Genomic DNA, 22,873 nt, shown 5'->3' with positions numbered 1-22,873 from the left:
CTAGCCCTCGAGCTGCTCCCCTAGCTCCAGCCATTCCATCTCCAGCTCTGCCTTCTGCTCAGCCACCTCCGCAGCACGGCGATCGAGGTCCGCCAGCTTTTGTGTGTCCAAGTTGGCTACATCCGCACTCGCTTCCGCCATCTGCGCATGCAGTTCACTTTCCTGCTGGCTGAGCTTCGCCATCTTCCGCTCCAGGGCACTCATCTTCTTTTGAACAGCATGAGCTTCCGCGGCCGAGAGCTTCGAGGCATCCTCCTCTGAACCTGCGCCACGAGTCTGCGGACTACCGGCATTTGCTTGAGAGGCCCCGCTACTTGCGGCCGAGTCAGCCAGCTGTGCGCGGCGCTGGAGGTATTGACCAATCCCACCTGGCAGGTTCGTCAGCTCACCATCGCCGAAAAGGGCCCAGGTCGAGTCGGCAATACGCTCAATCAGGTAGCGGTCGTGCGAGATGACCACCAGCGTGCCCGGCCAATTGTCCAGCAGGTCTTCCAATTCCTGCAGCGTGTCAATGTCCAGGTCATTCGTCGGCTCGTCGAGCAGCAGGAAGTTCGGCTCACTCATCAACACACGCGTGAGTTGCAAGCGACGGCGCTCACCACCGGAAAGGTCTGCGATTGGAGTGCGTTGCCGTTTCGGGGAAAATCCCAATCGCTCGGCCAGTTGCGAGGCGCTAATCTGCTTCTTGCCCAGGTCAATATAGGTCGCGACGTCCTCCACAGCGTCGAGCACACGCATATCCAGCGGCAGATCATCGAGCTCCTGTCGCAGCCAGCCCAGGCGCACCGTCTTGCCCTCAATTCGCTTGCCATCGCTTAAGGGGTAGTCTCCCGCCAACGCACGCAACAAAGTCGTCTTACCCGAGCCGTTGACACCGACCAGGCCGATGCGCTCGCCGGGGGCCAGGCGCCACGTGACGTCGTTAAGCAATTCCCTACCGTCGGGCGTTTCCAGGGACGCATGCTCCAACTCCACGACCACCTTGCCCTGACGACGCTGCGAAAACGCCATCAGCTCCACGGAATCACGCGGTGCCGGGACATCGGCGATGAGCGCCTCAGCTGCTTCGATGCGGTAGCGAGGCTTCGAGGTGCGGGCCGGTGCACCCCGGCGCAACCACGCGAGTTCCTTACGCGCAAGGTTCTGGCGACGCTGCTCGGCGGCATCCGCCTGTCGCGCACGCTCGGCACGCGCGAACGTCCAGTCGTTGTAACCGCCATCGTAAAAATCGACGGTACCGTCGTGGACTTCCCACGTCTTCGTGGCAACGGTATCCAGGAACCAACGATCGTGCGTGACGACGACCAGGGCTGCCCGGCGCGAAAGAACATGATCGGCCAACCACTGCACACCCTCAATATCGAGGTGGTTCGTTGGCTCATCGAGAATGAGCAGATCCAGATCGCGGACCAGTGCGGCCGCCAGGTTAACGCGACGGCGCTCACCACCGGAGAGATTGGCGACCTTGGTATCCATACCGAGGTCATTGATACCGATGCCATCGAGGACCTCGCGGATGGAAGCGTTACCCGCCCACTCGTGTTCAGCGAGGCCGAGCGGTGCGATGACGCATTCAAACACGGTGGAGTTCGGGTCGAGCTCCGCGCCCTGGGTAACATGCGCCATGGCCATGTCGTTGGCTCGCGAAATACGTCCGGAGTCCGCCGGCTCCACGCCTGCCAGAATCTTCAGCAGTGTGGACTTGCCGCCACCGTTCAAACCGACAACACCGATGCGGTCGCCCTCTTGAACGCCGAGGCTGACGCCGTCGAGCAGAGTCTTGAGCCCGAAGGACTTAGAAATATTCTCGCAATTAATCAGATTCGCCATGATGAGTATTTATTGTGCCCCATTCGACGTTGCCAAGCACACGCCGGACATACCAGGCCACCGGCAGCTCATCGAACTGATCTCGGGTTACCCATTTAAATTCCGGATGCTCGCCACTGAGCTGGACAGCCTGCGCGTCGTCAGCCTCGCGTACTAGAAAAGTCACCGTGTGGAAGCGGAAGTTCTCCCCGCCCATATCCGGATTGGAATAGTGGGCAAATTCGCTGACCTCCGCTGCGCGCAGGCCGGCCTCTTCACGCAGTTCGCGCACAGCGGCCTCCGCGGGCTCCTCCCCTGCGTCGAGCTTGCCACCGGGCAGATCCCACTGGCCCCCGAGGAAGCCCTCGTATTCACGCAGCAGAAGCAGCAAGCGGTCACCGCGGAAAACTATGCAGTTGCACACCCAGCCGTCGTCGTCAGGCCAGAACTTGGTCCAAGCCACGCCGCGCGGTTCGCGCCGGCCGATCTCGGCCCTGCTGGGGTTGTCATCACAGTGCATGAAGGGTGTGCCTACCTTTTTCAGTTCTGCTTTTTGGCTCGCTTCTAGGTGCCTCTTCCCACTTTAGCGGTGCGCTCACTACAAAAGGGTGTACTAGGCGGCTCCACCGATGAGACTTGGTGAATACCAGTAATTTATAATTCACGGATATTCTTTTGCCACTAAATTCTTCTGGCGCAGCGACGGCACTTCGTCACTGCGCTTTTAGTTATTGAAAGAACTTCCCTACCTCTATGCCTCGTCCAGTAAAACATCCCGAGCAGTACGTACCGGCTCTCGACGGAATCCGTACCATCGCGGTCACACTCGTAGTCCTCTACCACCTGGCAGTGCCTGGCTTCGGCGGCGGCCTACTCGGTGTCGCTGTCTTCTTCACCCTGTCGGGCTACTTGATCACCACAAATCTGGTCAATTCCAAGCTGCGCCATGACACCTTCCGTTTAAAGACCTTCTGGTTCCGACGTTTCCGGCGACTCCTGCCAGCCGTCATCACCACGCTGATTTCGGTCATGTTTCTCACCATCGCATTTCGCCCCGAGGACACCGCCAAGACCGGCTGGCAGGCACTATCTGCACTGTTTTACGTGAACAATTGGCATACCATCGCCGCCGGTGAATCCTACTTTGACAAGTTCGCCGGTCTCGGCCCGCTGGATCACATGTGGTCACTGTCCATCGAGGAGCAGTTCTACATCATCTGGCCGATCATCCTGGTCATGCTCTTTGCGGTACTGCGCGGTCGTCGTCGTATTGTCGCCGCCACCGTCGCGCTGACTATCGGCTCCTTCGCGCTGATGTGGGGGCTAGCGTCTGCCGGCGCCGATCACACGCGCATCTACGAAGGCACCGACACCCGCGCAGGTGGGCTGCTGCTCGGCGCGGCACTCGCTATCGCCCTTGCTTTCCGACGTCACGAGGGCATCACCGCAACCTTAAACCGCGGCCTGTCCGGGCTACTGGGCTTAATCGGCCTCGCCAGCATTCTTGCGCTGGCCACACAGACTTCGCAGCGGGGACTATTCCTCTACCAGGGCGGTCTCATCCTCGTGACCATTGCGAGCGTGCTGGTTATCATGGCCGGGCTGAATCGTGAGAGTCTCTTCAGCCGAGTGTTAGGAGCCGCCCCATTGCGTTGGCTGGGTGAGCGTTCCTACGGTATCTACCTCTGGCATATGCCCATCATCGCTTTCCTTCCCCGCCAGTGGCTGCCGGGAACTGCGGAGAACACCATCGTCGCATGGGGGACCGGTGCACTGGTATTCGGTGGCTCTATCCTGCTGGCCGCCATCAGCTGGGTGGTGCTGGAAGACCCGATTCGTCGTCACGGCATTGTCCAGCCGCTGCGTGAACGCCTGCAGGCGCGCCGTGCTGATAACGAAGACGCCAAGGAATACGTGCCTCACTACATGGGCGCCATTCCAGCGACCTCGACTATTACGATGCTGGCACTGATTGTCATCGGTGCACCAGTGCTTCTCAGCGGTGCTGACAACCGTGGCGGTAGCAATGGTGGAGCCGGCGTGGCCGGTGTAGCCATGGAACTGCCGAAAGACGCTTCGGAGAAGTCTAAGGCGGGAAATAAATCAGCTGGTGGTGCGAAGACTTCCGAGGATGTGCGGATGCGCTGTACAACAGTCGTGCATGTCGGAGATTCAACCTCCATTGGGCTGTTCGACCCGTACCAGGTTCCAGAGGGAGCCGACACCGGTTTCCAGACGTACCTCGATCGTGGCGCAAGCGAAGTAATCGACAGCGTATTTGGTGCCCGCGCGACCAACCGGGGCTACCAGGACTACCCCTCCGCCGTGCAGTCGGTCACCGAATTGCTGAGCGTGGGTCAGGATGAGGATACCTGCTGGGTCATTGCCACTGGCGTCAACGACGCGGCGAATTACGCTGCGTTGCCAGACTACGGCTACGAACAAAACCCTGAGGAAATCAAGGCAAATATCCGCACCATGCTGGACCTTCTCAAGGGCCAGATGGTCATGTGGAACACGGTCGGCACCTACCAGCCGGCAGACAGCTACTACGACAATGCCAACATGAAGCTGTTTAACAAGCTGCTGAAGGAAGTCGCCAAGGAATACCCGAATGTCGCGATTTGGGACTGGGCCTCGGAGGTCTCGGAGCACAACGACTGGTTCATCCCTGGCGATGGCACACACTTCCTGCCGAAGGGCAACGCCGAGCGCGCAAAGCGCTTCGCCAGCGCTTTGGTCCACGCCTTCCCAGAGGACGGCACAGGCCACAAGCCAGCTAAGAAGATTGTCAACAGCTAGTTCAGCTAGCTTTTAGCGCGAGACCTCCGCGAGACGAACGAAATCGGCAATTTCGAGCTTCTCTCCTCGCTGCTTGGGATCAATCCCCGCTGCCATAAGCGCCTCTTCGGCTGCGCCACCAGATCCGTAAATCCCCGATAGGGCCGCCCGGAGGGTCTTGCGGCGTTGCGCAAAAGCAGCGTCGATAAGCGGGAAGAGTCGCGCGCGGAACTGCGGCGAGATTTCCCAAGGGGCCTCGGGGGCATCGGCGGTCTTGGAGTTCTCTGGAGCGTCGGAGCGAGCGTAGCAGTCAATGCGAACGAGCCCGGAATCAACCTTGGGGACCGGCCAGAAGACGTGCGGACCAATGGCACCGGCGCGACGCACCGTACCGTAGTAGGCGGCCTTGACACTGGGGACACCGTAGATCTTGGAGCCCGGCTGAGCCGCCAGCCGGTCAGCGACCTCAGACTGCACCATCACGAGCACGCGACGGATGGTGGGAAGCTCGGCAAGCATGTGCAGCAGCACCGGTACAGAAACGTTGTAGGGCAGATTGGCCACCAGCGCATCTGGGGCAGTCTGAAAGTCCTCGCGGCTGACCTTCAGCGCGTCTTTCTCAATGAGCTCAAGTGCGCAGCCCTCGGCGCGCTCAGTGACCGTCTGGGGCAGACGCGCCGCCAGCCGCGGATCGATTTCAACAGCCGCGGCGCGGCCGCAGTGTTCGAGCAGCCCGAGGGTCAGCGAGCCCAAGCCGGGGCCAACCTCAACAGGGTAGGAATCCTCCGGCAAGTCCGCCGCAGCGACAATTCGACGCACGGTGTTGGCGTCGTGGACGAAGTTCTGCCCCAATTTCTTCGTCGGGACAATATCCAACTGTGCCGCCAAGTCGCGTACTTCGACCGGCCCCAAGAAAGAAACTTCTGCTTTAGTCACAGTTAGATACTACGGGGTCAACACAAAAATAGTTTTAGCGAAGCCCCATGGAAGCGGTACAAGCGGGCCATGCGCCCCAACCCTGGCCAGCCTGGACACGCTCAGCGACAGCAATCTGCTGCTCGCGGGAAGCCTGCGATGCACGCGGTGCATACTCAGTACCGCCGTAAGCTGCCCAAGTGGAATCGGTGAACTGCAGACCACCGGAGAAACCGTTACCGGTATCGATAGCCCAGTCGCCGCCGGACTCACACTGAGCCAGCTGATCCCACACGCCGTAGCCGGCAGCCGGAGCTGCAATGCGGGACTTAGTGCCCTGGCGGATAGTGGAGATACCCGGAGCCTTTAGCTCCTTTTCTTCCAGGACCTCGCGTCCGAGCTCTTCACCATCGCGAGAGGTGACCTTGACCTGACGCTCTACCTGGCCCGGCTCACCCTCCTGCTCAACGATGCGCTCATCTTCGAACATCGAATCATCTTCAATGATGTTCTCGTGAGCTGGAATCTCCTCAGTCTCGGTGATGGTCTTATCAATCAGACGAGACAGAGCGATGCGCATCCCCTCGGTGACCGGGGCATCCAGACCCGGCTCGACGGTGTCGTCTTCACGCAGTTCAATGCCACGCTGAGCCAGCACATCACCGACGGTCATAGCCGGGACAGCCAGGTCGATGTCCTTGGCATCGTCGTGAAGCACAATATTCTTGGCACGAACGACGTCGAGTTCGACCCCCTTAGCGGAAATCTCGCCCTTTTCGACCTCGACCTTGTCCTTATCGGAGATGAGCCCCTGCTTCTTCAGACCTTCAATCAGCTCATCGGTAGTGATGGCATTTGTCTTGTGCTCCTGCGGCTTGCCATCGACAATCATCGTGACCGGCTTGGCAGAGCGGTAGACCAGCTTGCCGCCGTCCGTGAGATCGCCCTGACGCTGAACCAGGTCGCCACCGGTGGTTTCGACACCAGCCTTTTGCAGAATGGCCTTGTCATCCTTGGACCAGGTTGCGATTTGCTCGACCTTGCCGTCGATTTCGACGGTGATGGTGTCATAGTTGGATGCTGCGACAGTGCCACCCAGAGCAACAGCAGCGACCAGACCGCCTGCGGCGATCTTGGACGAAGTGGAAACTCCGTCGTTAGCACGATTGAGATGACGCTTCTTCGCAGCACTCACGGGGTTCGTCACAGCCTTTCGGAGGATGGGCAGGTAGCAGATGAAAGAAATACAGTTTGTAACAGTACGGTAAAGATTCAGTGTTGTCTAAAATATATCGATAAAAGTGACGGGAAATACAACTAACCGCCCCGGCTGCATTTCCGCAGATCAGGGGCGACAATACGCCAGCACGTGCTTAAATGCCGTACACCCGACGTGCGTTATCCGTCAAAATCTGCGCCATCTCCTCCGCCCCGATTTCTCGGGCCGCAGCCATCGCACGTGCCTGATGACCGATAAAAGTGGACTCGTTACGCGCACCTCGGAAAGGCTCCGCGGTCATGTACGGGGCATCGGTTTCCACCAGCAGCTGCTCCGCCGGCGCCTCAGCCACAGCCTGCCGCAGGTAATCATTGCGTTTGAAGGTCACGTTGCCGGTAAAACTCAGCAGGTAACCGCGTGCAATGGCTTCGCGGGCAACCTCGATGGGCGAAGAGAAACAGTGCAAAATGACCGTATTGTCGTAGCCGTCCAACGCCGCCATCAGGTCTTCATCGGCGTCGCGGTTATGAATCATTAACGGCTTGCCGACGGTTGCTGCGAGCTCCATATGCCACTGCAACGCAGCCAGCTGTTCGCTCTTCGACGCGCAGCCGTCGAGGGAATCCAGCCAGTACCAATCCAATCCCGTCTCCCCCACGGCCACAACCCTGGGGTCGGCAGCCATTTCGGTTAAGCGGGCCTTGGCGTCGTCGTCAAGCTCGTGCGCGCGCGTCGGATGGATGGCGGCTGCGGCCCAGACGTTGGGGTGCGCGTGCGCGGCGGCAAAGGCCAGTTCGGTTTCCGGCATGCCATCGCCGACCGTGCAGACTCCGACGACGCCCGCTGCGGCGGCCCGGTCCATGAGAGCCGCAATCTCCTCCGGAGTTTGCGCCCCACAGGACGCGAGATGCGTGTGGGCGTCAAACAGCGGAGTGAGATACTCCGCGGGTTCTGCAATCTTGCGTTTGCGCTTTCCCATACCTCTACTGAGCCCCTACTTCACCTGTGCCCACTCAGGGCCATGCTCAGCCAACTCAGAGTCGAGCTTGGTGAAAATCGGCTTCGGCTTGGCCAGCGCCGTACCCGGCTCAATGTCGAAGCGACGCCAGGCGGCCTTCTGATTGACGTAGTCACCAGTGATGATTGGGTAGCTCCTGCCCTCTGCCGGCAGGTCAGCGCCGACCGGCTCGACCGGCATGTCGTCCTGGACTTCCTGCACTTCCGGCATTGCGGCCCAGATGCCCTCGCCGCCCAGGGTCTCGAAGACCTTCTGCGCGCTTTCCGGCAGGTACGGGGTCAGCAGCACATTGGCATCGCTGACTACCTGCAGTGCTGTCCACAACACGGTGGCCAGGCGCTCGCGCTGAGACTCATCCTTGGCTAGCTTCCACGGCTCCTGCGCGGCAATGTAGGCGTTGGCCTCTCCGACCAGGTGCATTGCGGCAGTGATACCAGCGCGGAAGCGGGACAGCGCAAGTGCGTCGCCGACCTCGGCGAAAGAGCGCTCAGCCAGGTCGAGCAGCTCACGATCAGCGTCGGTGAGTTCGCCCGGAGTTGGCACCTCTCCGAAGTTCTTGAAAGCCATGGACACGGTGCGGTTGACCAGGTTGCCCCAGGAGTTGGCCAGCTCGTTATTCACTCGGCGGACGAACTCATCCCAGGTGAAGTCGGTGTCCTGGTTTTCCGGGCCTGCCATCGCGATGAAGTAGCGCAGCGGATCCGGACCGAACTCCGCCAGGAAGTCCTTCACATAGATGACAACGCCCTTGGAAGAGGAGAACTTCGAGCCCGACATGGTCAGGTACTCCGAGGAGACGACCTCCGTCGGCAGGTTCAGCTCACCGAGCTCCCCTACCTCACCCCCGCGGGAGCCCTCGCCACGATAGCCCAGCAGCTCAGCCGGCCAAATCTGGGAGTGGAAGGTGATGTTGTCCTTGCCCATGAAGTAGTAGGACAGCGCCTCCGGGTCATTCCACCACTTGCGCCACGCTTCCGGGTCACCAATGCGCCAGGCCCACTCGATGGAAGCGGATAGGTAACCGACGACGGCGTCGAACCAAACGTAGAGCTTCTTCGTCCCGTTTTCCGACCAGCCCTCCAGCGGAATCGGCACACCCCAGTCAATGTCACGGCTCATTGCACGCGGGCGGATGTCCTTCAGGATGTTCAGGGAGAACTTCAGCACGTTTGGGCGCCAGTCTTTGCGCTCCTGCAGCCACTCGGTCAAGGCCTCTGCCAGAGCCGGCAGGTCGAGCAGGAAGTGCTCTGTTTCAACGAACTTCGGGGTCTCGCCGTTGATTTTCGACACCGGATCGATCAGATCAGCCGGGTCAAGCTGGTTACCGCAGTTGTCACACTGGTCACCGCGGGCACCGGAAGCGCCACAAATTGGGCAGGTACCTTCGATGTAACGGTCCGGCAGCGTGCGACCGGTCGACGGGGAAATCGCACCCATCGTGGTCTGCTTGACCATATAGCCGTTTTCGTAGAGCCCACGGAAGAGCTCCTGGACAACCGCGTAGTGGTTGCGCGTGGTGGTGCGCGTAAACAGGTCGTAGGAAAGCCCCAGACCCGCGAGGTCCTGCACAATCTGGCGGTTGTAACGGTCGGCCAATTCCTGGACAGAAACGCCTTCCTTCTCCGCCTGCACAAGCAGTGGCGTGCCATGCTCATCAGTACCGGAGACCATCAGCACGTCATTGCCAATCATTCGCTGGTAGCGAGCGAAAACGTCCGAAGGGACACCGAAACCTGCAACATGGCCGATATGTCGCGGACCGTTAGCGTACGGCCACGCAACTGCTGTGAAAATGCGAGACATATCTAACAGGGTAATAGATGACCTACCATCGCGATGAACTGTGCCCTCATGAAGTCTTCATGAACTTGTCCCCTAGCGTCATCGCGCGCTCGCGCAGTCACTACGCTTATGTCCTATGTCCACTCGGTCCACCTCCTCCGACTCGGCCGCTGACTTCACTTCGCGCGCGACCACTGCGCTAGCTCGTCTTATCGCCGCCGGTCATCGCCCCGCTGCACTCATCGGCTCCTGGTTCGGTTATCGCGCGGTTCTCGCCGCTAACGTCGAGCTCACCGCCTGCGATTCGACAGCGCTTTTCACCAGCCCCGACCCCGATGCGTGGATATTTGGGTTCCGCCCCTACTCCGGCACCAGCGCGCATGGGATCGCTGCCTGCGTCGCCTTGCTTGCCGACGACGGCACGTGGCATTTCGACGGCCCCGGCACCGGTGACCCCTTAAATCCGGATTTCCAAGCCATTCAGGAGGCCATCACTTACTCGCGCGAAAACACGCGTGACGACGCACTCCCCGCGGCCACACCACTGGAGTGGGATCAGGGCGACCGCGTCCGTCACCAGCGTGCAGTGGAGAACTGTAAGGAAGCAATTGCCGCGGGCGAGGTGTACCAAACCTGCATCTCTACACGCTTTCACGCGGAGCTGAATGCGGGATCGGGCACGAACGTCGATGTGGACAACGCTGCACTAGCCCACGCCGGCGCGTGGTTTTCCTCCCGCGTGGCGCAGTATCAGCCGGCTCGAGCGGCATTCTTGCCCGGCAACCTCGATGCTGGAATTCCAATTCTGGCCTCGCTGAGTCCTGAGGAGTTCCTCATTCGCGCGGGCACAAGCGTGACTGAAACTCCTATCAAAGGCACGATTCCCGCTGACCGGCCCCCGCATGAGCTGTTGCGCAGCGATAAGGATGTCGCCGAGAACATCATGATTGTCGACCTGGTGCGCCACGACCTCGGCCAGGTGGCCAAGACTGGCACTGTAAAGGTCACGGATCTGCTCAGTGTGCGTCCGGCACCGGGCGTGTGGCACCTGTTTTCCACAGTTTCCGCGGAACTTCCCGATCAGCTCAGCCACGCTGAGCTGATCGATGCCTGCTTCCCACCGGCCTCAGTCACCGGTACACCGAAGCTGCGAGCAATTGAGCTTCTGCGCGAGTGGGAACCCGAGCCCCGTGGTGCTCACTGCGGCGCGATTGGTGCGGCCCACGGGGATGCGCTTGAGCTCAATGTCGCCATTCGTACCGCTGAGTACGCAAAAGACCCGAACTCGGGGAGAGTTCGGGTCGAAGCTGGCATCGGCGGTGGCATCACCATCGGGTCTACGCCCGAGGGCGAATGGGCCGAGATTGAGGCCAAGGCCGCACCGCTGCTGTTGGAAAGCTAGTTGCGCAATTTACGAGCACGGCGGCGTTCGCGCTGTTCGGCCGCTTCCGCCAAGCGGCGCTCGCGAGCCATGCGCAGGGCAAACTGACGCTGTTCCTTGTCATCGAGGTACATCGGATCGTCGGAAAGCCCCTTAACCAGCGCCACCATCAGCGCCAAGATAACAATGACGAACGGGCTTGCCGCCAAAATGGTGATGTTCTGCAGGTTGGACAGGGCATCGCTGCCGCCGGTGACCAATAGGACAATCGCAATCAGAGCGGTGAAAATACCCCACATAGCAGTGACCGTGCGCGATGCTGTGAGTCGACCGAACTGGCTCATGGTGCCCATCACCGTGGAGGCGGAGTCCGCCGAGGTAATGAAGAAGGTAGCCAGCAGAACCATTGCGATGACGGAAGTAATCGCACCACCCGGCATGGAATCCAGCAGGTTAAACAGCTGACTCTCGGCCGAACCGTCACCGTAGATGGACACGCCCTCCTGCTCGCGGGTAATGGCGGTGCCACCAAAGATGGAGAACCATACCGCAGAGACAATCGACGGAACTGCGACGACGGTGAAGACGAACTCACGGATAGTACGGCCGCGCGAAATGCGCGCGATAAACATACCGACAAACGGCGACCATGAGATCCACCAGGCCCAGTAGAAGATTGTCCAGGACGAGAGCCATTCGCCGGCGGTACCGTCAGCGGAAGCGCTGGAGCGGGCGGCCATCTCAAAGAAGGAATTCAGGTAGCTGCCAATAGAGGTCGGAATCAGGTTCAGAATCACCACGGTAGGGCCGAGGACCAACACCAGCAGAGCCAACAGACCAGCGGCAATCATGTTGAAGTTCGAGATGTACTGAATGCCCTTACCCACACCTGACAGCGCAGAAGCCAAGAAGGCACAACCCAGAATGAGGATAAGACCAATCCACAAACTTGTGCCCTTGATGGCGGTGAAACCGTTGATCTCCAAACCAGCGGAAATCTGCAGCACACCAACACCGAGAGAGGCTGCCGTACCGAAGACGGTGGCAAAAATCGCAAGCGCGTCGATAAGCTTGCCCAACCATCCCTCAGCGCGACGTGCACCGATAAGCGGGATGAACGCCGCGGAAATCAACTGCTTGCGACCAAGACGGTAGGTCGAGTAAGCAATGGCGAGACCGACAATGGCGTAGAGTGACCACGGGTGCAGAGTCCAGTGGAACATCGTCGATGCCATGGCGGTACCGACTTCCTTTGGCTGGTGACCCGGTACACCTTCGCGGTAGAAGGTCAGTGGCTCAGCAACGCCGTAGAACATCAGACCGATGCCCATACCGGCGGCGAACATCATGGCAATCCAGCTAGGTGTGGAAAACTCTGGTTTCTCGGCGTCCTTGCCCAGGCGGATGTGACCGAACTTGGAAATCGCGATGGACACAATAAAGAAGACAAAGACGGTGCTAGCCAAGATAAACAGCCAGCCGGTGTTCTCCACAACCCAGTTCAGAGAACTAGATGCAAACGTGGAGAAACTATCTGGCCACACCAGGCCCCAGACGATAATTGCCAGAATTGCGACAATGGCGGGGACGGTAACCCCGAGGTTCACGGGAGCGTGAGAATCGTCGGCCCTGACTTCGCCAACGACCGACTCCCCTACTTCTTGTTGTATTTCATGTTCTGGTGGATTCGTCATTCCTCCACCATGTCCACCATTGACCTGGGATTTCAACTTAGAATGTGGGTTTTCTCAGGTTTTCTTCATTTTTCCCAGATTGCAAAAACTGCCAATAATGGCGTTTACCCTGTTCACTGCCGTGCGCTGGGCATTTCCTGGCACAAAGTAACAATCGCCTAACGATTTTCCTCGCGAGCAGCCAAAACCGCCTGATAGAGATCACGATGCTTTGTCATTCCAGCCTCTGCCGCAACCTGCTTCGCGGCATCCTTCAACCGCATACCATCAGCCACGAGGTCCTCAACGCGGTCAACTAGGTCCTCCGTGGATACCTCCGTCGCCTGCTGACCCGCGCCCTCAATCACCACCGTAATTTCTCCGCGGACGCCTTCTTCCGCCCACGCAGCCAGCTCTCCCAGCGTCGCGCGGCGAGTCTCTTCAAAGCGCTTGGTCAACTCACGGCTTACCGACGCGCGCCGCTCCTCACCTAAAATCTCCGCGGCATCCGCCAACGTGACAGCCAATCGATGCGGCGACTCAAAGAAACAACAGGCTCGCTTCTCTGTCTTCAGTGATTCCAACCAGGCCCGGCGCGCCCCCTGTTTACGAGGTGCAAAGCCATCGAAGCAGAAGTGGCCGACACCCAAGCCGCTGAGAGCCAATGCGGTAGTCACCGCGCTCGGTCCCGGTACGCAGGACACCGGCACACCCGCGTCGTGAGCAGCCGCCACCACAGCCAGGCCAGGGTCTGACACTACCGGCATCCCCGCATCGGTCACCACAATGACTTTCTGTCCCGACTTCGCCGCCTGAATCAGCGACTCAGTGCGGCTGTCTTCGTTGTGATCGAAGTTCGAAACAAACTTCCCCTTGGGGGAAATGCCCAGCGCTGTGGCTAGGTTGCGCGCCCGCCTGGTGTCTTCCGCGGCGATGATATCGGCGTCGATAAGCGCACCGCGCAAGCGGTCGGAGGCATCGGCGATATTGCCCAGCGGCGTTGCCACCAGAGTGATGCCGGGAGCCAGCGTCGTAGCCTCGCTGAGGGGCTCGTTCTCGTGCGGTTGGAAGTTCGATGCCGAATGCGTCATGATTCCATAGCTTAAACTGACATTCGTGACCGATGCCGCTTTAACCCCACCACCGGAAACCGAGCGCCGTGCGAAAAAGCGTTTTCTGCGCCCGATTCCCCCGGTTCCCCCGCTGCCGCCACTGCGGCGGTGGGATAAATGGGATACCGCCACTTTTGTGGTTCTCGGAATCGTCGCAGCGCTAACGCGTTTCATCGGGCTTGCTGCCAAGACCGACAATGGCACCCCGCTCTTCGATGAGAAGCACTATGTGCCGCAGGCATGGCAGATTCTGGAGTCCACGCGCGACCCCATCTCGTCTGGCATTGAGGACAATCCCGGCTACGGTCTGATTGTGCATCCGCCAGTGGCCAAGCAGGTCATCGCCTTGGGCGAGTGGATCTTCGGTTATTCACCAATGGGCTGGCGATTTATGTCGGCGGTGTGTGGCACGCTGGTTATCCTGCTGCTCATGGACATCGTCCGACGCATCTCTCGTGGCTCGCGGTTGGCGGTGGGTATTGCTGGTCTCTACGCGCTTGCCGACGGAGTGCTGTTTGTCTCCTCCAGGGTCGGCATGCTGGATATGATTCAGACCTTCTTCATCATCGCGGCCGCGTGGGCACTTCTCATTGACCAGGCCGATGCCCGCAAGCGCCTGGAATTTGCCACGGAGCTAGGTAGTTTCGGCCCCTATCTCAGTTATCGCTGGTGGCGACTGCTCGCCGGCATCATGCTGGGGCTTGCCACCGGGGTGAAGTGGTCCGGTCTGTACTACATGGCCGCATTCGGCCTGTGGTCCGTCTTCACGGATCTGGTGTCACGCAAGAATGCCGGTGCAGACAAGCCCGTGCTCGGCGCGCTCGCCCGCGATACCGCCCCGGCGTTGCGTGATCTGGTGGTGGTTCCGCTGGGCGTTTACTTCTTAAGTTGGCGTTCCTGGTTCGCCGAAGAAACGTCGGTTTATCGCCATGTCTCGCCCGAAGAGCGCGATACGGGACTCCCCGGCACCGACTGGCTTCCCGAGGCCGTGCAGAACTACCTGCACTACCAAAACAGCGTGCTGAAGTTCCACGCCGAGCTGACCACCTCTAATGGCCACAAACACCCTTGGGAGTCCAAGCCCTGGGAGTGGCTGGTCAGCTGGCGCCCAATGCTCTACTACTCCACCGAAACCACCTGCAGTGGCGGCCAAGAGTGCAAGGGCTGGATGATGCTCTTTGGCACCCCACCCATCTGGTGGTTGCTGGTCCCCGTGGTCTTGTGGGCCACATGGCGCTGGCTCGGCCGCCGGGACGGCCGCTACGCGCTGCCGGTCATCGGTTTCCTCGCCTCGTGGCTGCCGTGGGTCATCGGCTACGACCGTCAGATGTACTTCTTCTACGCCACCGCGCTGATTCCCTTCGTACTCATCGCCTTTGCTCTGCTTGCCGACGATCTCTCACACTGGCGGCCCCGCGATAAGCCGGTGGGGTTGGTAATCGTTGGCACGCACGCCGCACTAGTGGTGGCCGCGTTTGTGTTCTGGCTGCCGATTTTGACCGGCTACCCGCTGCCTCTCAACCACTTTGACTGGCGGTTCTGGTTGCCGTCCTGGAGCTAGTCCCGCTGTGGCGGCACGCCTGTGACCGGCAACCCGGAGGCGGCTCGCCATGCCTGTGCGATTGCCGTCGGCGTATAACCGCCCAGCCACACAACGGCCAGTGTCAAAGCGGAGACAAACATCAAGGCCAGGCCAGCAATCTCTGATGCTCCCTGGGCACCGATAAGGATGTCACGAATACCAAAACCGATGCTGAACGTGGCGACGGCACCGTAGACCGGCGCCATTCCCATGGCAGCGCGTGGCCGCCAAGCAGCCCAGAACAATCCCACTGCCAATGCAAGCCGAATTGCCGCAAGCTGGATGGCAAGGCGTGCTCCGAGCTCCATTGGGTCAACGGTGGCAGTGGAACCGTCGATAGGCGCTCCCGTGCTTGTTGCGATTCCTGCACCGTCCTGCGGCTGCGTCGAGGAAAGTCCGAGCGTCATCATGCCGGAGGCGTCGACCAGTGTTGCAATCCCCCAGACCGCCCAGCAAAGGCCCAGTGCAATGAGCACCCCTCGGGCGGTGCCGGCCATGAGCAGCCATGCGCGCTCACGGCGCCGGCGCTCCGGTTCGATGGAGACCAAAATGCGCTCCGAGAGATCATCCGTGGAAATCTCCGGCATACCATCGGCAGGCCCAACCGTAAGGGCGCGGTTCAGCCGCACCGCTCGCTCGTACCAAGCTCGGCACTCCTCGCAGGCCCCAAGATGGGCATCGATGACTTCATCGGCAATGCTTGCCTGCTCGCCATCGAGGCGAGCTGACAATGCTGCGCGAATTTCCTCGCACTCCACGGGGAATCTCCACCGCCTTTAACTCTTAAGGGGGTTGTACCTAATGAGGTCTTACCTGATGAACTGCCTGTCCAAACTGAAGCGGCCGGCCCCGAAAACGAAAATCATCACCAGACCACCGATGAGTGACATCACAAGCTCTGCACCGTTGTCGCGGATAAACAGGCCATTGCCCAGGTGCATCGACCACCAGGCACCAATCATCTCAATGATGAAGACCATCGCCACCGTCGGGGCCAAGAGTCCCAGAATCAGCAACGCGCCACCGACCAGTTCGACTAGAGCGACAACCCAGACCGTCAAGTGCGCCTGCGGGATATTCGCGGCGACAAAGTAACCGGTCGTCTTGTCGATACCGGTGATAAAAATCTTGTCCCAGCCATGGCAGATGAAGATAATTCCGAGTATCAGGCGGAGAATCACGAGCGCGATGTCGCGCATTACCGGTCGATCCATGAGGGACATGCTACCCGACGGCACGGTCAAAACACGGTAGCACTGCGGCTGCGAGAGGCCAGCGGGTTAACATGCAAAAAGGCTTCTCCCAACCCCTCGGGAGAAGCCTTCCGCCAAACACACCCGGTGTGTCATGTCTTAGGTAGTGACATCGTAACAGGCCGAGTTTCTAACAAAAAATCGCGCTGACGTGCTCAGACAACTTTAAGGTTGTTCTACGGCTCAGCTCACAGGACTAGCTCACACGAGCCTGTGGCATTTCGTCATAATCGTCGTCATCAAAGCGGTAGTCAGTGTAGGCCAAATCTGCGAAATCCGGGTCCTCATCATCAAGCTCGACCACTACCGCGCCCGGACGGCGCAGACGCTGTGGAATTCCCAGCTCATCATCCTCGCGGTTACGCACGCCGAGGCGGGCCATCTTCATACGGCGAATTCGGCGAGCCCGCAGTTCCTGCTCTGCACGCACGGTGCGGCGCAGGTTGACCAGATACAGGGTCATCAAGCCGACACCGACCAGTGGAATCCACCAGGTCCAACCACCCGCGAAAGCAGCGATGATAACCGTGACTGCGATGAACGCTGCCAGCCCAGCAACCGAACGGCGGCGGCGGGCAAAGCGAGTCTCAGCGTACTGGGCATCCGAAATCGGATCGAACCCACCACGACCACGGCGCTTCTCAGCGAACGCGTAATCATCTTCGGTCAAGGTGTCATCGACAGCGACTGCGTCATCGTTGGACTCGACACTGTGGTCGCTGTCGTCCTCGACGGTCTCGTCGAGTTCCGCCTGCTCGTCTACGGTGTCTGCTGCCTCTTCAGTCTCAGAGAGAGCCTCAGCGTCGGCGTGCTCAGCGTCAGCCGCGGCACCGGAATCAGCGTCAGATTCAACGGCATCTTCGAACATCAAGTCATCGGCGTCGGCAAACTGACGGCGAACGTCAACGCTCACATCGGAAGAGGACTCATCTGCACGAACCACGTCACCTTCGGCGGAGGCGACGGCGGAGTCAGATTCAGCATCCTCGTCATCAACGACAGCCTGCAGCGGCTGGTCTGCAGACTCATCATCGGATACGTCCATGTCAGAGCGGTCAGAGGACTCAGCAGTGGCTTCCTCGGTAGCGGAATCATCCGCCTGCGGGGTCTCCTCCTCTGCATCTGCTGCTTCCAGCTCGTAGACGATATCGCCGTCTACGACGGCCGGGTCGGCCGCCTCGTCCACGGTATCGTCGATAAGCACGTCGCTGACATCGAAGTCATCGTCAACCTGCGCGTCGACGGTTTCGAGAGAATCGTCAACTTCCTCGGTCACGCGCACGTCCGACTCCTTAAAAGACGGACGACGACGCGTCGTGGCCAGCTCCTCGCCACCTCGATGCAGCACCCGGGTCTTACCCAGCGCATCAGAGGTACGACGGATCGGCTTGCGCGTATTGACCACCAGCGGGGCCAGCACAAACAGCCACAGTACAACGATGAGTATCAGCAACAGTGAAGTTGACATATTTTGCGTCTCCTTGCGACTTCGCCCGGGGTTTCGCCGTCTCTCCCCGGTCCAAATACGCCACCCACATGCCTTTCCACAGAGGCTTTTACGAAGGTAGTCAGCGTATCTAGAGCGAACTCGCCCAATAGTAGAGTTGTCATCACCCTATCGGCGTGCGTTACTCAGACTACTCAGGCGCGCCGTTGCGGTGGGTATTTCTCCGCCTCTTCATATTGTGCGCGACCACTCGCCACGATGAGGTCCACTGCACTGTCCTCCCCCACCCGTGCATAGGTCAGATGATCGCGCCACGCACCATCCATATGGAAGGCTTCCCGCGCCACGCCCTCGTACTCGAACCCACAGTTTTCCAGCACGCGTATCGACGGGACATTGCTGTCCAACACAGTCGCTTCAATTCGGTGGACGCCAACTTTCTTGGCATAATCCGATGCCAACGCCACTGCAGCAGTGGCGACTCCTCCGCATGTAAAGCCGCTGCCGACCCAGTAACCGATCCAGGCGTGAGCGACGGGGAAAGGCGTAATACCGCCGAGTGTGAGCATGCCGGCGAACTGGCCATCCACCTCAATGGTGGAGACAATCATGTCTCCCGCAGCCTCTGACCGACGCCAACTGCGCAGGTTACGACGGAAAACGGAAACCCTGTGAGCGTTATCCCAGTTATCGTCGAGGGTTGGCTCCACAGGTCGCAAAATGGGCTCGTCGCGGAGCCGCAATGCCCGCCATGCAGGGGCATCAGATCGCTCTGGCACACGCAGGCGGACGCGGCCACCACTGGTTATTAGACGAGAAGTTCGCACGGCAACAATACTCGCGGTAGTGGGGCGCGGTTAGGCCTGGCGCGCCATGAACAGCACGTCAACTACATCTCCCGGACGAACGTGCAGCACGTCTTCCGGAATCACGATGAGGCTGTTGGCTTCCGACATACCGGCCAAAAGGTGGGCTTGCGCACCGCCGGAACCTCCCAGCGGCTGCACCATGTATTCGCCGGTCTCACGGTCACGCATGAGCTGACCACGGATGTACCCGCGGCGCTTCTCCGCCGACTCGATCGGGCCGACAGCACGAGCGGTGACAGCGCGGCGGCGGGGATTGCGCTTACCCAACGCCAGTCGAATGAGGGGGCGGACCATGACCTCAAAAACAACCAACGCACCAACCGGATTCGACGGCAGGAGGAAGGTTGGAATCTTGTCATCTCCCAACAGACCGAAGCCCTGGACCGAACCAGGATGCATAGCGATGCGGGAGACATCAACCTCGCCCAATTCAGCTAGGACACGGCGAATCTGCTCACCCGCGGCACCGCCGACAGCCCCCGTGATGACCAAGAGCTCACTGCGAATGAGCTGGCCCTCGATGATTTCTCGGATGCGACGAGGCTCACCGGTGGCAATACCCACTCTGTGCACCTCGGCCCCGGCATCGCGGCCGGCTGCTGCCAACGCGTAGGAGTTGACGTCGTAAACCTGACCGAGCCCCGGCGTGCGGTCAACATCGACTAACTCATTACCAATGGAAATCACGGACATTCGCGGCTTGGGGTGCACCAAAACCTTCGAACGCCCCACTGCTGCCAACAATCCGACCTGCGACGGCGAAATTACCGAGTCCAAGGACACCGCCACGTCACCCGGCTGCACGTCGTCGCCGACCTTACGCACAAAGTCACCGGAGTAGACCGGATGGAGAACATTAACTCGACGGCCGCCACGGTCGGTCCAGTTCAGGGGAACGACGGCGTCGGCAAGCGATGGCAGCGGCGCGCCAGTTTGTACGCGCACGGCCTGCTTCGGCTGGAGACGCATCGGGTGATGCGAACCCGCTGTCACCTCACCGACAACAGGTAGCTCAACCTCGCGAAAATCAACATCACTCTGACGCGCATCCGGAGGTAAAGAACCAGATTCGCCGACGATATCGACAGCGCGCACCGCATAACCATCGATTGCTGACTGCACGAATCCCGGTAACGGCTGCTCAGCGATGACATCCTCAGCGCACAGCATGCCGAGGGATTCCGAAATAGCAACGCGCACAGGATCAGGCATCACAGCGTGTGCGGTGATTGCCGCCAACTGTTCTTCCACAGAACGCATGTTTTACCTTCCTCGGCACCAACCCGCGGTGCGCTTTATGGCTATTCAGCTTCTCAGTACAAGCCTCTAGATAAGTACAAGCCTCTAGATAAGTACAAGCCTCTAGAAAAAGGCTTTAAGCCTGTTCATCCTGTGCCAGACGCTGCTGCATGTAGTCGCGCAGCCCCTCGCCGTAGTCCGGATGCCTGAGTCCAAAGTCTACGCAAGCGCGAATGAAGCCACCAGGGTTTCCCAGGTCATGGCGGAACCCCTTGTGGACAACCACATGAACCGGATGCCCCTCTTGAATCAGCAGCTCAATTGCATCGGTGAGCTGGTATTCGCCGCCCTTACCGCGCGGAATGCGGCGCAGCGCATCAAAGATGGCACGATCGAGCAAGTAACGTCCGACTGCAACGAAGTTGGATGGAGCATCCGCAGGGTCCGGCTTTTCCACCATGCCCTTGACTCGCTTCACATCGTCCCAGGCATCAGCGTCGGCCGCGTCCGCACCGAGCTCACCAGCCTCCGCCGGGGTGGCGTCCTCGATATCGAAGACACCGTAGTTGTAGACCTCTTCGTGAGGAATTTCCAGCGCACACAGCACCGAACCACCAAAGCGCTCGCGCACTTCCGTCATGCGATCCATCACGCCCACTGGGAGCACGAGATCGTCGGGAAGCATGACAGCAACGCTGTCCTCATCGTCTTCGAGCAGCGGCTCTGCGACCAGCACCGCATGCCCCAGGCCCAGCGGGCGATCCTGGACAACGGATTCCACGCGAATGACCTCGGTGGCGCGGCGTACCTTCGCTGCAATTTTGTCCTTGCCGCGCTCGGCGAGAGTCTGCTCAAGGTCCGGGCGCGGGTCGAAGTGCCCAAGCACGCCATCCTTACTCGGCGCTGTGACAATAGCCAGGCGTTGCGCACCAGTGGCGGCGGCCTCTTCAGCAATCATCTCGATGCCCGGCGTATCAACCACGGGCAGCAATTCTTTCGGCACTGTCTTGGTGGCAGGCAAGAATCGCGTACCCATGCCCGCGGCAGGAACGATGACAGTTCGAACCGGAGTAGTCATGTCCGAACCAGACTCTTTAGACGATGAGACCATAATGGCAACGATACCTATATAACTTCCATTTGCTCGGAGGCTGACCCCGCTTTTTCAACGCATTAATCAGAAATTTCCTCCTGCGCTGACGACAGCGGTCGCGCCCCTGCCTGACAGAGTAGGTTTGCAGGTATGGCTCCGCTTCCCGAAACCACGTCCGATTTCAAACCCCGCACACGGCACGAGGCACTCGCCGCACGCGCCGCCAAGGGGCAGCGTGAGCGCATGCTTGACGACGAAGCACTGGTACAGCGGTTGCAAGAATGGTTATCCAATACCGTCGGCGACCTCGCAAAACCCGTCATTGCCGCGTATGTCCCCGCTGGTGACGAACCCGGCGCAAGCGTTTCTAGTTCGACTGGTGGTGAACCCGGCCAGGGCTTTGTGGAGGCTCTGGCCAATGCGGTTCCCGGAGCACGAATTCTGCTTCCTGTCTGCCCGCCCGGTCCACCACAGCCGCTGCACTGGGGTTACTACAACGGCAGCTTCAGCAAGGGTCGATTTGGACTCTTGGAACCTGTTCCGGTGGAAAGCGCCGCCGGCCCGGAGGAGCTAGTTGCCGCCGACGCCATTATTCTGCCGGCAGTTGCGGCCGACCCCGCAACCGGGATGCGGTTAGGGCGTGGCGCTGGTTATTACGATCGCAGCTTGGTTTTCGCTCGACGCGACGGTGATACGGATGGAGCGAGAGCTGCGGCCATCGCTGTTGCGGTTTTCGACACCGAGTTGCGCACGGAGCTTGCCTACGATGAGCACGACGTTCCCGCCGATTATGTGATCACGCCAGCGAGGATTTCACAGATTTAGTGGAACCAAATTCGGGGTTTTCGCGCCTAACTTAATATGAGCCCAAAATATTCGTCCCGGTTTCCGCATCCATTCCGAAAGCTCCGCCCCACAACTATTCGACGGATAGTTGCCCTCACTGTTTTCCTATGCGCGGTTGGCCTGGCGGCGGTGGAGTCATTAACGCCCCGCAGCGGCCATATTCGGGTAGTGATTAGCGCCAAATCCATTGCCGCTGGCGCATCGGTGGCAGAACAAGATGTGGCTTTCAAGGACATTCCTCGGGATCTCGTTCCCGGCGAGGCCGTAACGGACATCGCTGCTGTGCGGGGACGCACCCTGGCCACCGGCATGTCACCGGGAGAGATACTTACAGAGCAGCGAATGGTTGGCCCGTCACTTGCGAAGTCGCTGACGGGGACGTCGGAAAGCAAAATTATTGCCATCACGTTGAACGATGCGGGCATTGTGTCCGCTCTTCGCACTGGTGACAGCGTGGATATTGTCTCGACAGCGGATGAGCGCGGGGTGGCGGCTCCGCTCGCACACGGGGCAAGGGTGGTCAACATCGTCGACGATGAGGTGGTCTTGGTCGCTCTGCCCACTGGCGCCGCGGAGGTGGTGGCTGCAACATCGCTAGCATCTCCGCTCACACTGTTACTCGCGGGTTAGTGGCCAAAATCTCACTGATTCAAAGAATTTACGACCCTGAACAGTGTTTTTCATAGAAAGTTGACTTGTCCCACAACTTAGTGCAGGGATAGAATGGCTAGGCAATTCAAAACTACGATTAGCGCTGAGAAGAGTGGCGCTGCCAGATATCGCACTGCCCCGTTTCTGAAATCGTATGGGCCTGCCATGAGCAACACGATGACTCACAGGTCTCGTTTGGTTTG

The 22,873-nt window shown here is 59.7% G+C and carries 19 protein-coding genes; 5 read left to right on the top strand and 14 right to left on the bottom strand.

What is annotated here, in order from left to right; translation table 11 throughout:
* Positions 1-1,830, bottom strand: coding sequence for an ABC-F family ATP-binding cassette domain-containing protein (locus NQ014_RS03935; protein WP_257073832.1), 1,830 nt, complete (start codon positions 1,828-1,830; stop codon positions 1-3).
* Complete coding sequence (locus NQ014_RS03930) at positions 1,814-2,329, bottom strand: NUDIX hydrolase (RefSeq protein ID WP_257073831.1); 516 nt, start codon at positions 2,327-2,329, stop codon at positions 1,814-1,816. The genes NQ014_RS03935 and NQ014_RS03930 overlap by 17 nt, the downstream gene beginning before the upstream one ends.
* A 233-nt stretch (positions 2,330-2,562) precedes the next feature.
* Here NQ014_RS03930 and NQ014_RS03925 point away from each other — a divergent pair, with 233 nt between their 5' ends.
* Positions 2,563-4,611, top strand: a complete 2,049-nt coding sequence (locus NQ014_RS03925; RefSeq protein WP_257073830.1) for an acyltransferase family protein — start codon at positions 2,563-2,565, stop codon at positions 4,609-4,611.
* Between the two features lie 12 nt (positions 4,612-4,623).
* Here the strand turns inward: NQ014_RS03925 and rsmA are convergent, their stop codons facing one another.
* The 4 genes from rsmA to metG form a co-directional block, all read right to left on the bottom strand.
* The gene (gene rsmA / locus NQ014_RS03920) at positions 4,624-5,526 is read right to left on the bottom strand and encodes a 16S rRNA (adenine(1518)-N(6)/adenine(1519)-N(6))-dimethyltransferase RsmA (RefSeq protein ID WP_257073829.1); all 903 of its coding nucleotides are present in this window, start codon (positions 5,524-5,526) and stop codon (positions 4,624-4,626) included.
* A gap of 34 nt (positions 5,527-5,560) precedes the next feature.
* Positions 5,561-6,712 (bottom strand): transglycosylase family protein, encoded by a 1,152-nt coding sequence (locus NQ014_RS03910; protein ID WP_373467703.1) that lies wholly within the window; start codon positions 6,710-6,712, stop codon positions 5,561-5,563.
* A 166-nt stretch (positions 6,713-6,878) separates the two neighbouring features.
* The gene (locus NQ014_RS03905; protein ID WP_049171274.1) at positions 6,879-7,703 is read right to left on the bottom strand and encodes a TatD family hydrolase; all 825 of its coding nucleotides are present in this window, start codon (positions 7,701-7,703) and stop codon (positions 6,879-6,881) included.
* Positions 7,704-7,718: 15 nt separating this feature from the next.
* Positions 7,719-9,545, bottom strand: coding sequence for a methionine--tRNA ligase (metG, locus tag NQ014_RS03900; protein ID WP_016423256.1), 1,827 nt, complete (start codon positions 9,543-9,545; stop codon positions 7,719-7,721).
* Between the two features lie 115 nt (positions 9,546-9,660).
* Between metG and NQ014_RS03895 the strand changes: the two genes are divergently transcribed.
* Positions 9,661-10,926, top strand: coding sequence for an aminodeoxychorismate synthase component I (locus NQ014_RS03895; protein ID WP_257073828.1), 1,266 nt, complete (start codon positions 9,661-9,663; stop codon positions 10,924-10,926).
* Here the strand turns inward: NQ014_RS03895 and NQ014_RS03890 are convergent.
* Positions 10,923-12,599 (bottom strand): BCCT family transporter, encoded by a 1,677-nt coding sequence (locus NQ014_RS03890; RefSeq protein ID WP_257073827.1) that lies wholly within the window; start codon positions 12,597-12,599, stop codon positions 10,923-10,925. The two genes, NQ014_RS03895 and NQ014_RS03890, sit on opposite strands and share 4 nt — an antisense overlap.
* Positions 12,600-12,757: 158 nt before the next feature.
* A complete protein-coding gene (gene rsmI / locus NQ014_RS03885; RefSeq protein ID WP_257073826.1) occupies positions 12,758-13,669 on the bottom strand; it encodes a 16S rRNA (cytidine(1402)-2'-O)-methyltransferase in 912 nt (303 codons plus the stop codon).
* 85 nt (positions 13,670-13,754) lie between these two features.
* Here rsmI and NQ014_RS03880 point away from each other — a divergent pair, with 85 nt between their 5' ends.
* On the top strand, positions 13,755-15,251 hold the full coding sequence (locus NQ014_RS03880; protein ID WP_306438465.1) for a dolichyl-phosphate-mannose--protein mannosyltransferase: 1,497 nt from the start codon (positions 13,755-13,757) through the stop codon (positions 15,249-15,251).
* On the opposite strand, the gene NQ014_RS03875 is transcribed toward NQ014_RS03880, so the two are convergent.
* The 6 genes from NQ014_RS03875 to NQ014_RS03850 all read right to left on the bottom strand — a co-directional run bounded on the left by NQ014_RS03875 (position 15,248) and on the right by NQ014_RS03850 (position 21,191).
* Positions 15,248-16,030, bottom strand: a complete 783-nt coding sequence (locus tag NQ014_RS03875) for a zf-HC2 domain-containing protein (protein ID WP_070429947.1) — start codon at positions 16,028-16,030, stop codon at positions 15,248-15,250. The two genes, NQ014_RS03880 and NQ014_RS03875, sit on opposite strands and share 4 nt — an antisense overlap.
* 51 nt (positions 16,031-16,081) lie before the next feature.
* The gene (locus NQ014_RS03870) at positions 16,082-16,486 is read right to left on the bottom strand and encodes a DoxX family protein (RefSeq protein WP_038629133.1); all 405 of its coding nucleotides are present in this window, start codon (positions 16,484-16,486) and stop codon (positions 16,082-16,084) included.
* Positions 16,487-16,721: 235 nt separating this feature from the next.
* On the bottom strand, positions 16,722-17,993 hold the full coding sequence (gene glpR / locus NQ014_RS03865; protein ID WP_257073824.1) for a gephyrin-like molybdotransferase receptor GlpR: 1,272 nt from the start codon (positions 17,991-17,993) through the stop codon (positions 16,722-16,724).
* 173 nt (positions 17,994-18,166) lie between these two features.
* The gene (locus NQ014_RS03860) at positions 18,167-18,799 is read right to left on the bottom strand and encodes a GNAT family N-acetyltransferase (protein WP_257073823.1); all 633 of its coding nucleotides are present in this window, start codon (positions 18,797-18,799) and stop codon (positions 18,167-18,169) included.
* Positions 18,800-18,829: 30 nt separating this feature from the next.
* Positions 18,830-20,101, bottom strand: coding sequence for a gephyrin-like molybdotransferase Glp (gene glp, locus NQ014_RS03855; RefSeq protein WP_005511382.1), 1,272 nt, complete (start codon positions 20,099-20,101; stop codon positions 18,830-18,832).
* Positions 20,102-20,216: 115 nt separating this feature from the next.
* On the bottom strand, positions 20,217-21,191 hold the full coding sequence (locus NQ014_RS03850; protein WP_257073822.1) for a UTP--glucose-1-phosphate uridylyltransferase: 975 nt from the start codon (positions 21,189-21,191) through the stop codon (positions 20,217-20,219).
* 132 nt (positions 21,192-21,323) lie between these two features.
* Here NQ014_RS03850 and NQ014_RS03845 point away from each other — a divergent pair, with 132 nt between their 5' ends.
* Together NQ014_RS03845 and NQ014_RS03840 are read left to right on the top strand one after the other, a co-directional pair.
* Positions 21,324-21,998, top strand: a complete 675-nt coding sequence (locus tag NQ014_RS03845; RefSeq protein ID WP_257073821.1) for a 5-formyltetrahydrofolate cyclo-ligase — start codon at positions 21,324-21,326, stop codon at positions 21,996-21,998.
* Positions 21,999-22,187: 189 nt separating this feature from the next.
* A complete protein-coding gene (locus tag NQ014_RS03840; RefSeq protein WP_257073820.1) occupies positions 22,188-22,649 on the top strand; it encodes an SAF domain-containing protein in 462 nt (153 codons plus the stop codon).
* The last annotated feature ends 224 nt before the right edge of the window (positions 22,650-22,873 follow it).

It is taken from the genome of Corynebacterium sp. 5QC2CO (assembly GCF_024580435.1).
GTDB lineage: Bacteria > Actinomycetota > Actinomycetes > Mycobacteriales > Mycobacteriaceae > Corynebacterium > Corynebacterium jeikeium_D.
Note: the sequence above shows the minus strand (reverse complement) of the source record. Positions and strands in the feature narration are given on the sequence as shown.

Bases quoted from the DNA above. Each gene is read 5' to 3' on its own strand.
- NQ014_RS03895 (WP_257073828.1), top strand. From the start codon at position 9,661: ATGTCCACTCGGTCCACCTCCTCCGACTCGGCCGCTGACTTCACTTCG.
- NQ014_RS03935 (WP_257073832.1), bottom strand. From the start codon at position 1,830: ATGGCGAATCTGATTAATTGCGAGAATATTTCTAAGTCCTTCGGGCTC.
- rsmI (WP_257073826.1), bottom strand. From the start codon at position 13,669: ATGACGCATTCGGCATCGAACTTCCAACCGCACGAGAACGAGCCCCTC.
- glpR (WP_257073824.1), bottom strand. From the start codon at position 17,993: ATGTCAACTTCACTGTTGCTGATACTCATCGTTGTACTGTGGCTGTTT.
- metG (WP_016423256.1), bottom strand. From the start codon at position 9,545: ATGTCTCGCATTTTCACAGCAGTTGCGTGGCCGTACGCTAACGGTCCG.
- NQ014_RS03905 (WP_049171274.1), bottom strand. From the start codon at position 7,703: ATGGGAAAGCGCAAACGCAAGATTGCAGAACCCGCGGAGTATCTCACT.
- NQ014_RS03930 (WP_257073831.1), bottom strand. From the start codon at position 2,329: ATGCACTGTGATGACAACCCCAGCAGGGCCGAGATCGGCCGGCGCGAA.
- NQ014_RS03925 (WP_257073830.1), top strand. From the start codon at position 2,563: ATGCCTCGTCCAGTAAAACATCCCGAGCAGTACGTACCGGCTCTCGAC.
- NQ014_RS03870 (WP_038629133.1), bottom strand. From the start codon at position 16,486: ATGGATCGACCGGTAATGCGCGACATCGCGCTCGTGATTCTCCGCCTG.
- NQ014_RS03890 (WP_257073827.1), bottom strand. From the start codon at position 12,599: ATGACGAATCCACCAGAACATGAAATACAACAAGAAGTAGGGGAGTCG.
- NQ014_RS03850 (WP_257073822.1), bottom strand. From the start codon at position 21,191: ATGGTCTCATCGTCTAAAGAGTCTGGTTCGGACATGACTACTCCGGTT.
- glp (WP_005511382.1), bottom strand. From the start codon at position 20,101: ATGCGTTCTGTGGAAGAACAGTTGGCGGCAATCACCGCACACGCTGTG.
- NQ014_RS03845 (WP_257073821.1), top strand. From the start codon at position 21,324: ATGGCTCCGCTTCCCGAAACCACGTCCGATTTCAAACCCCGCACACGG.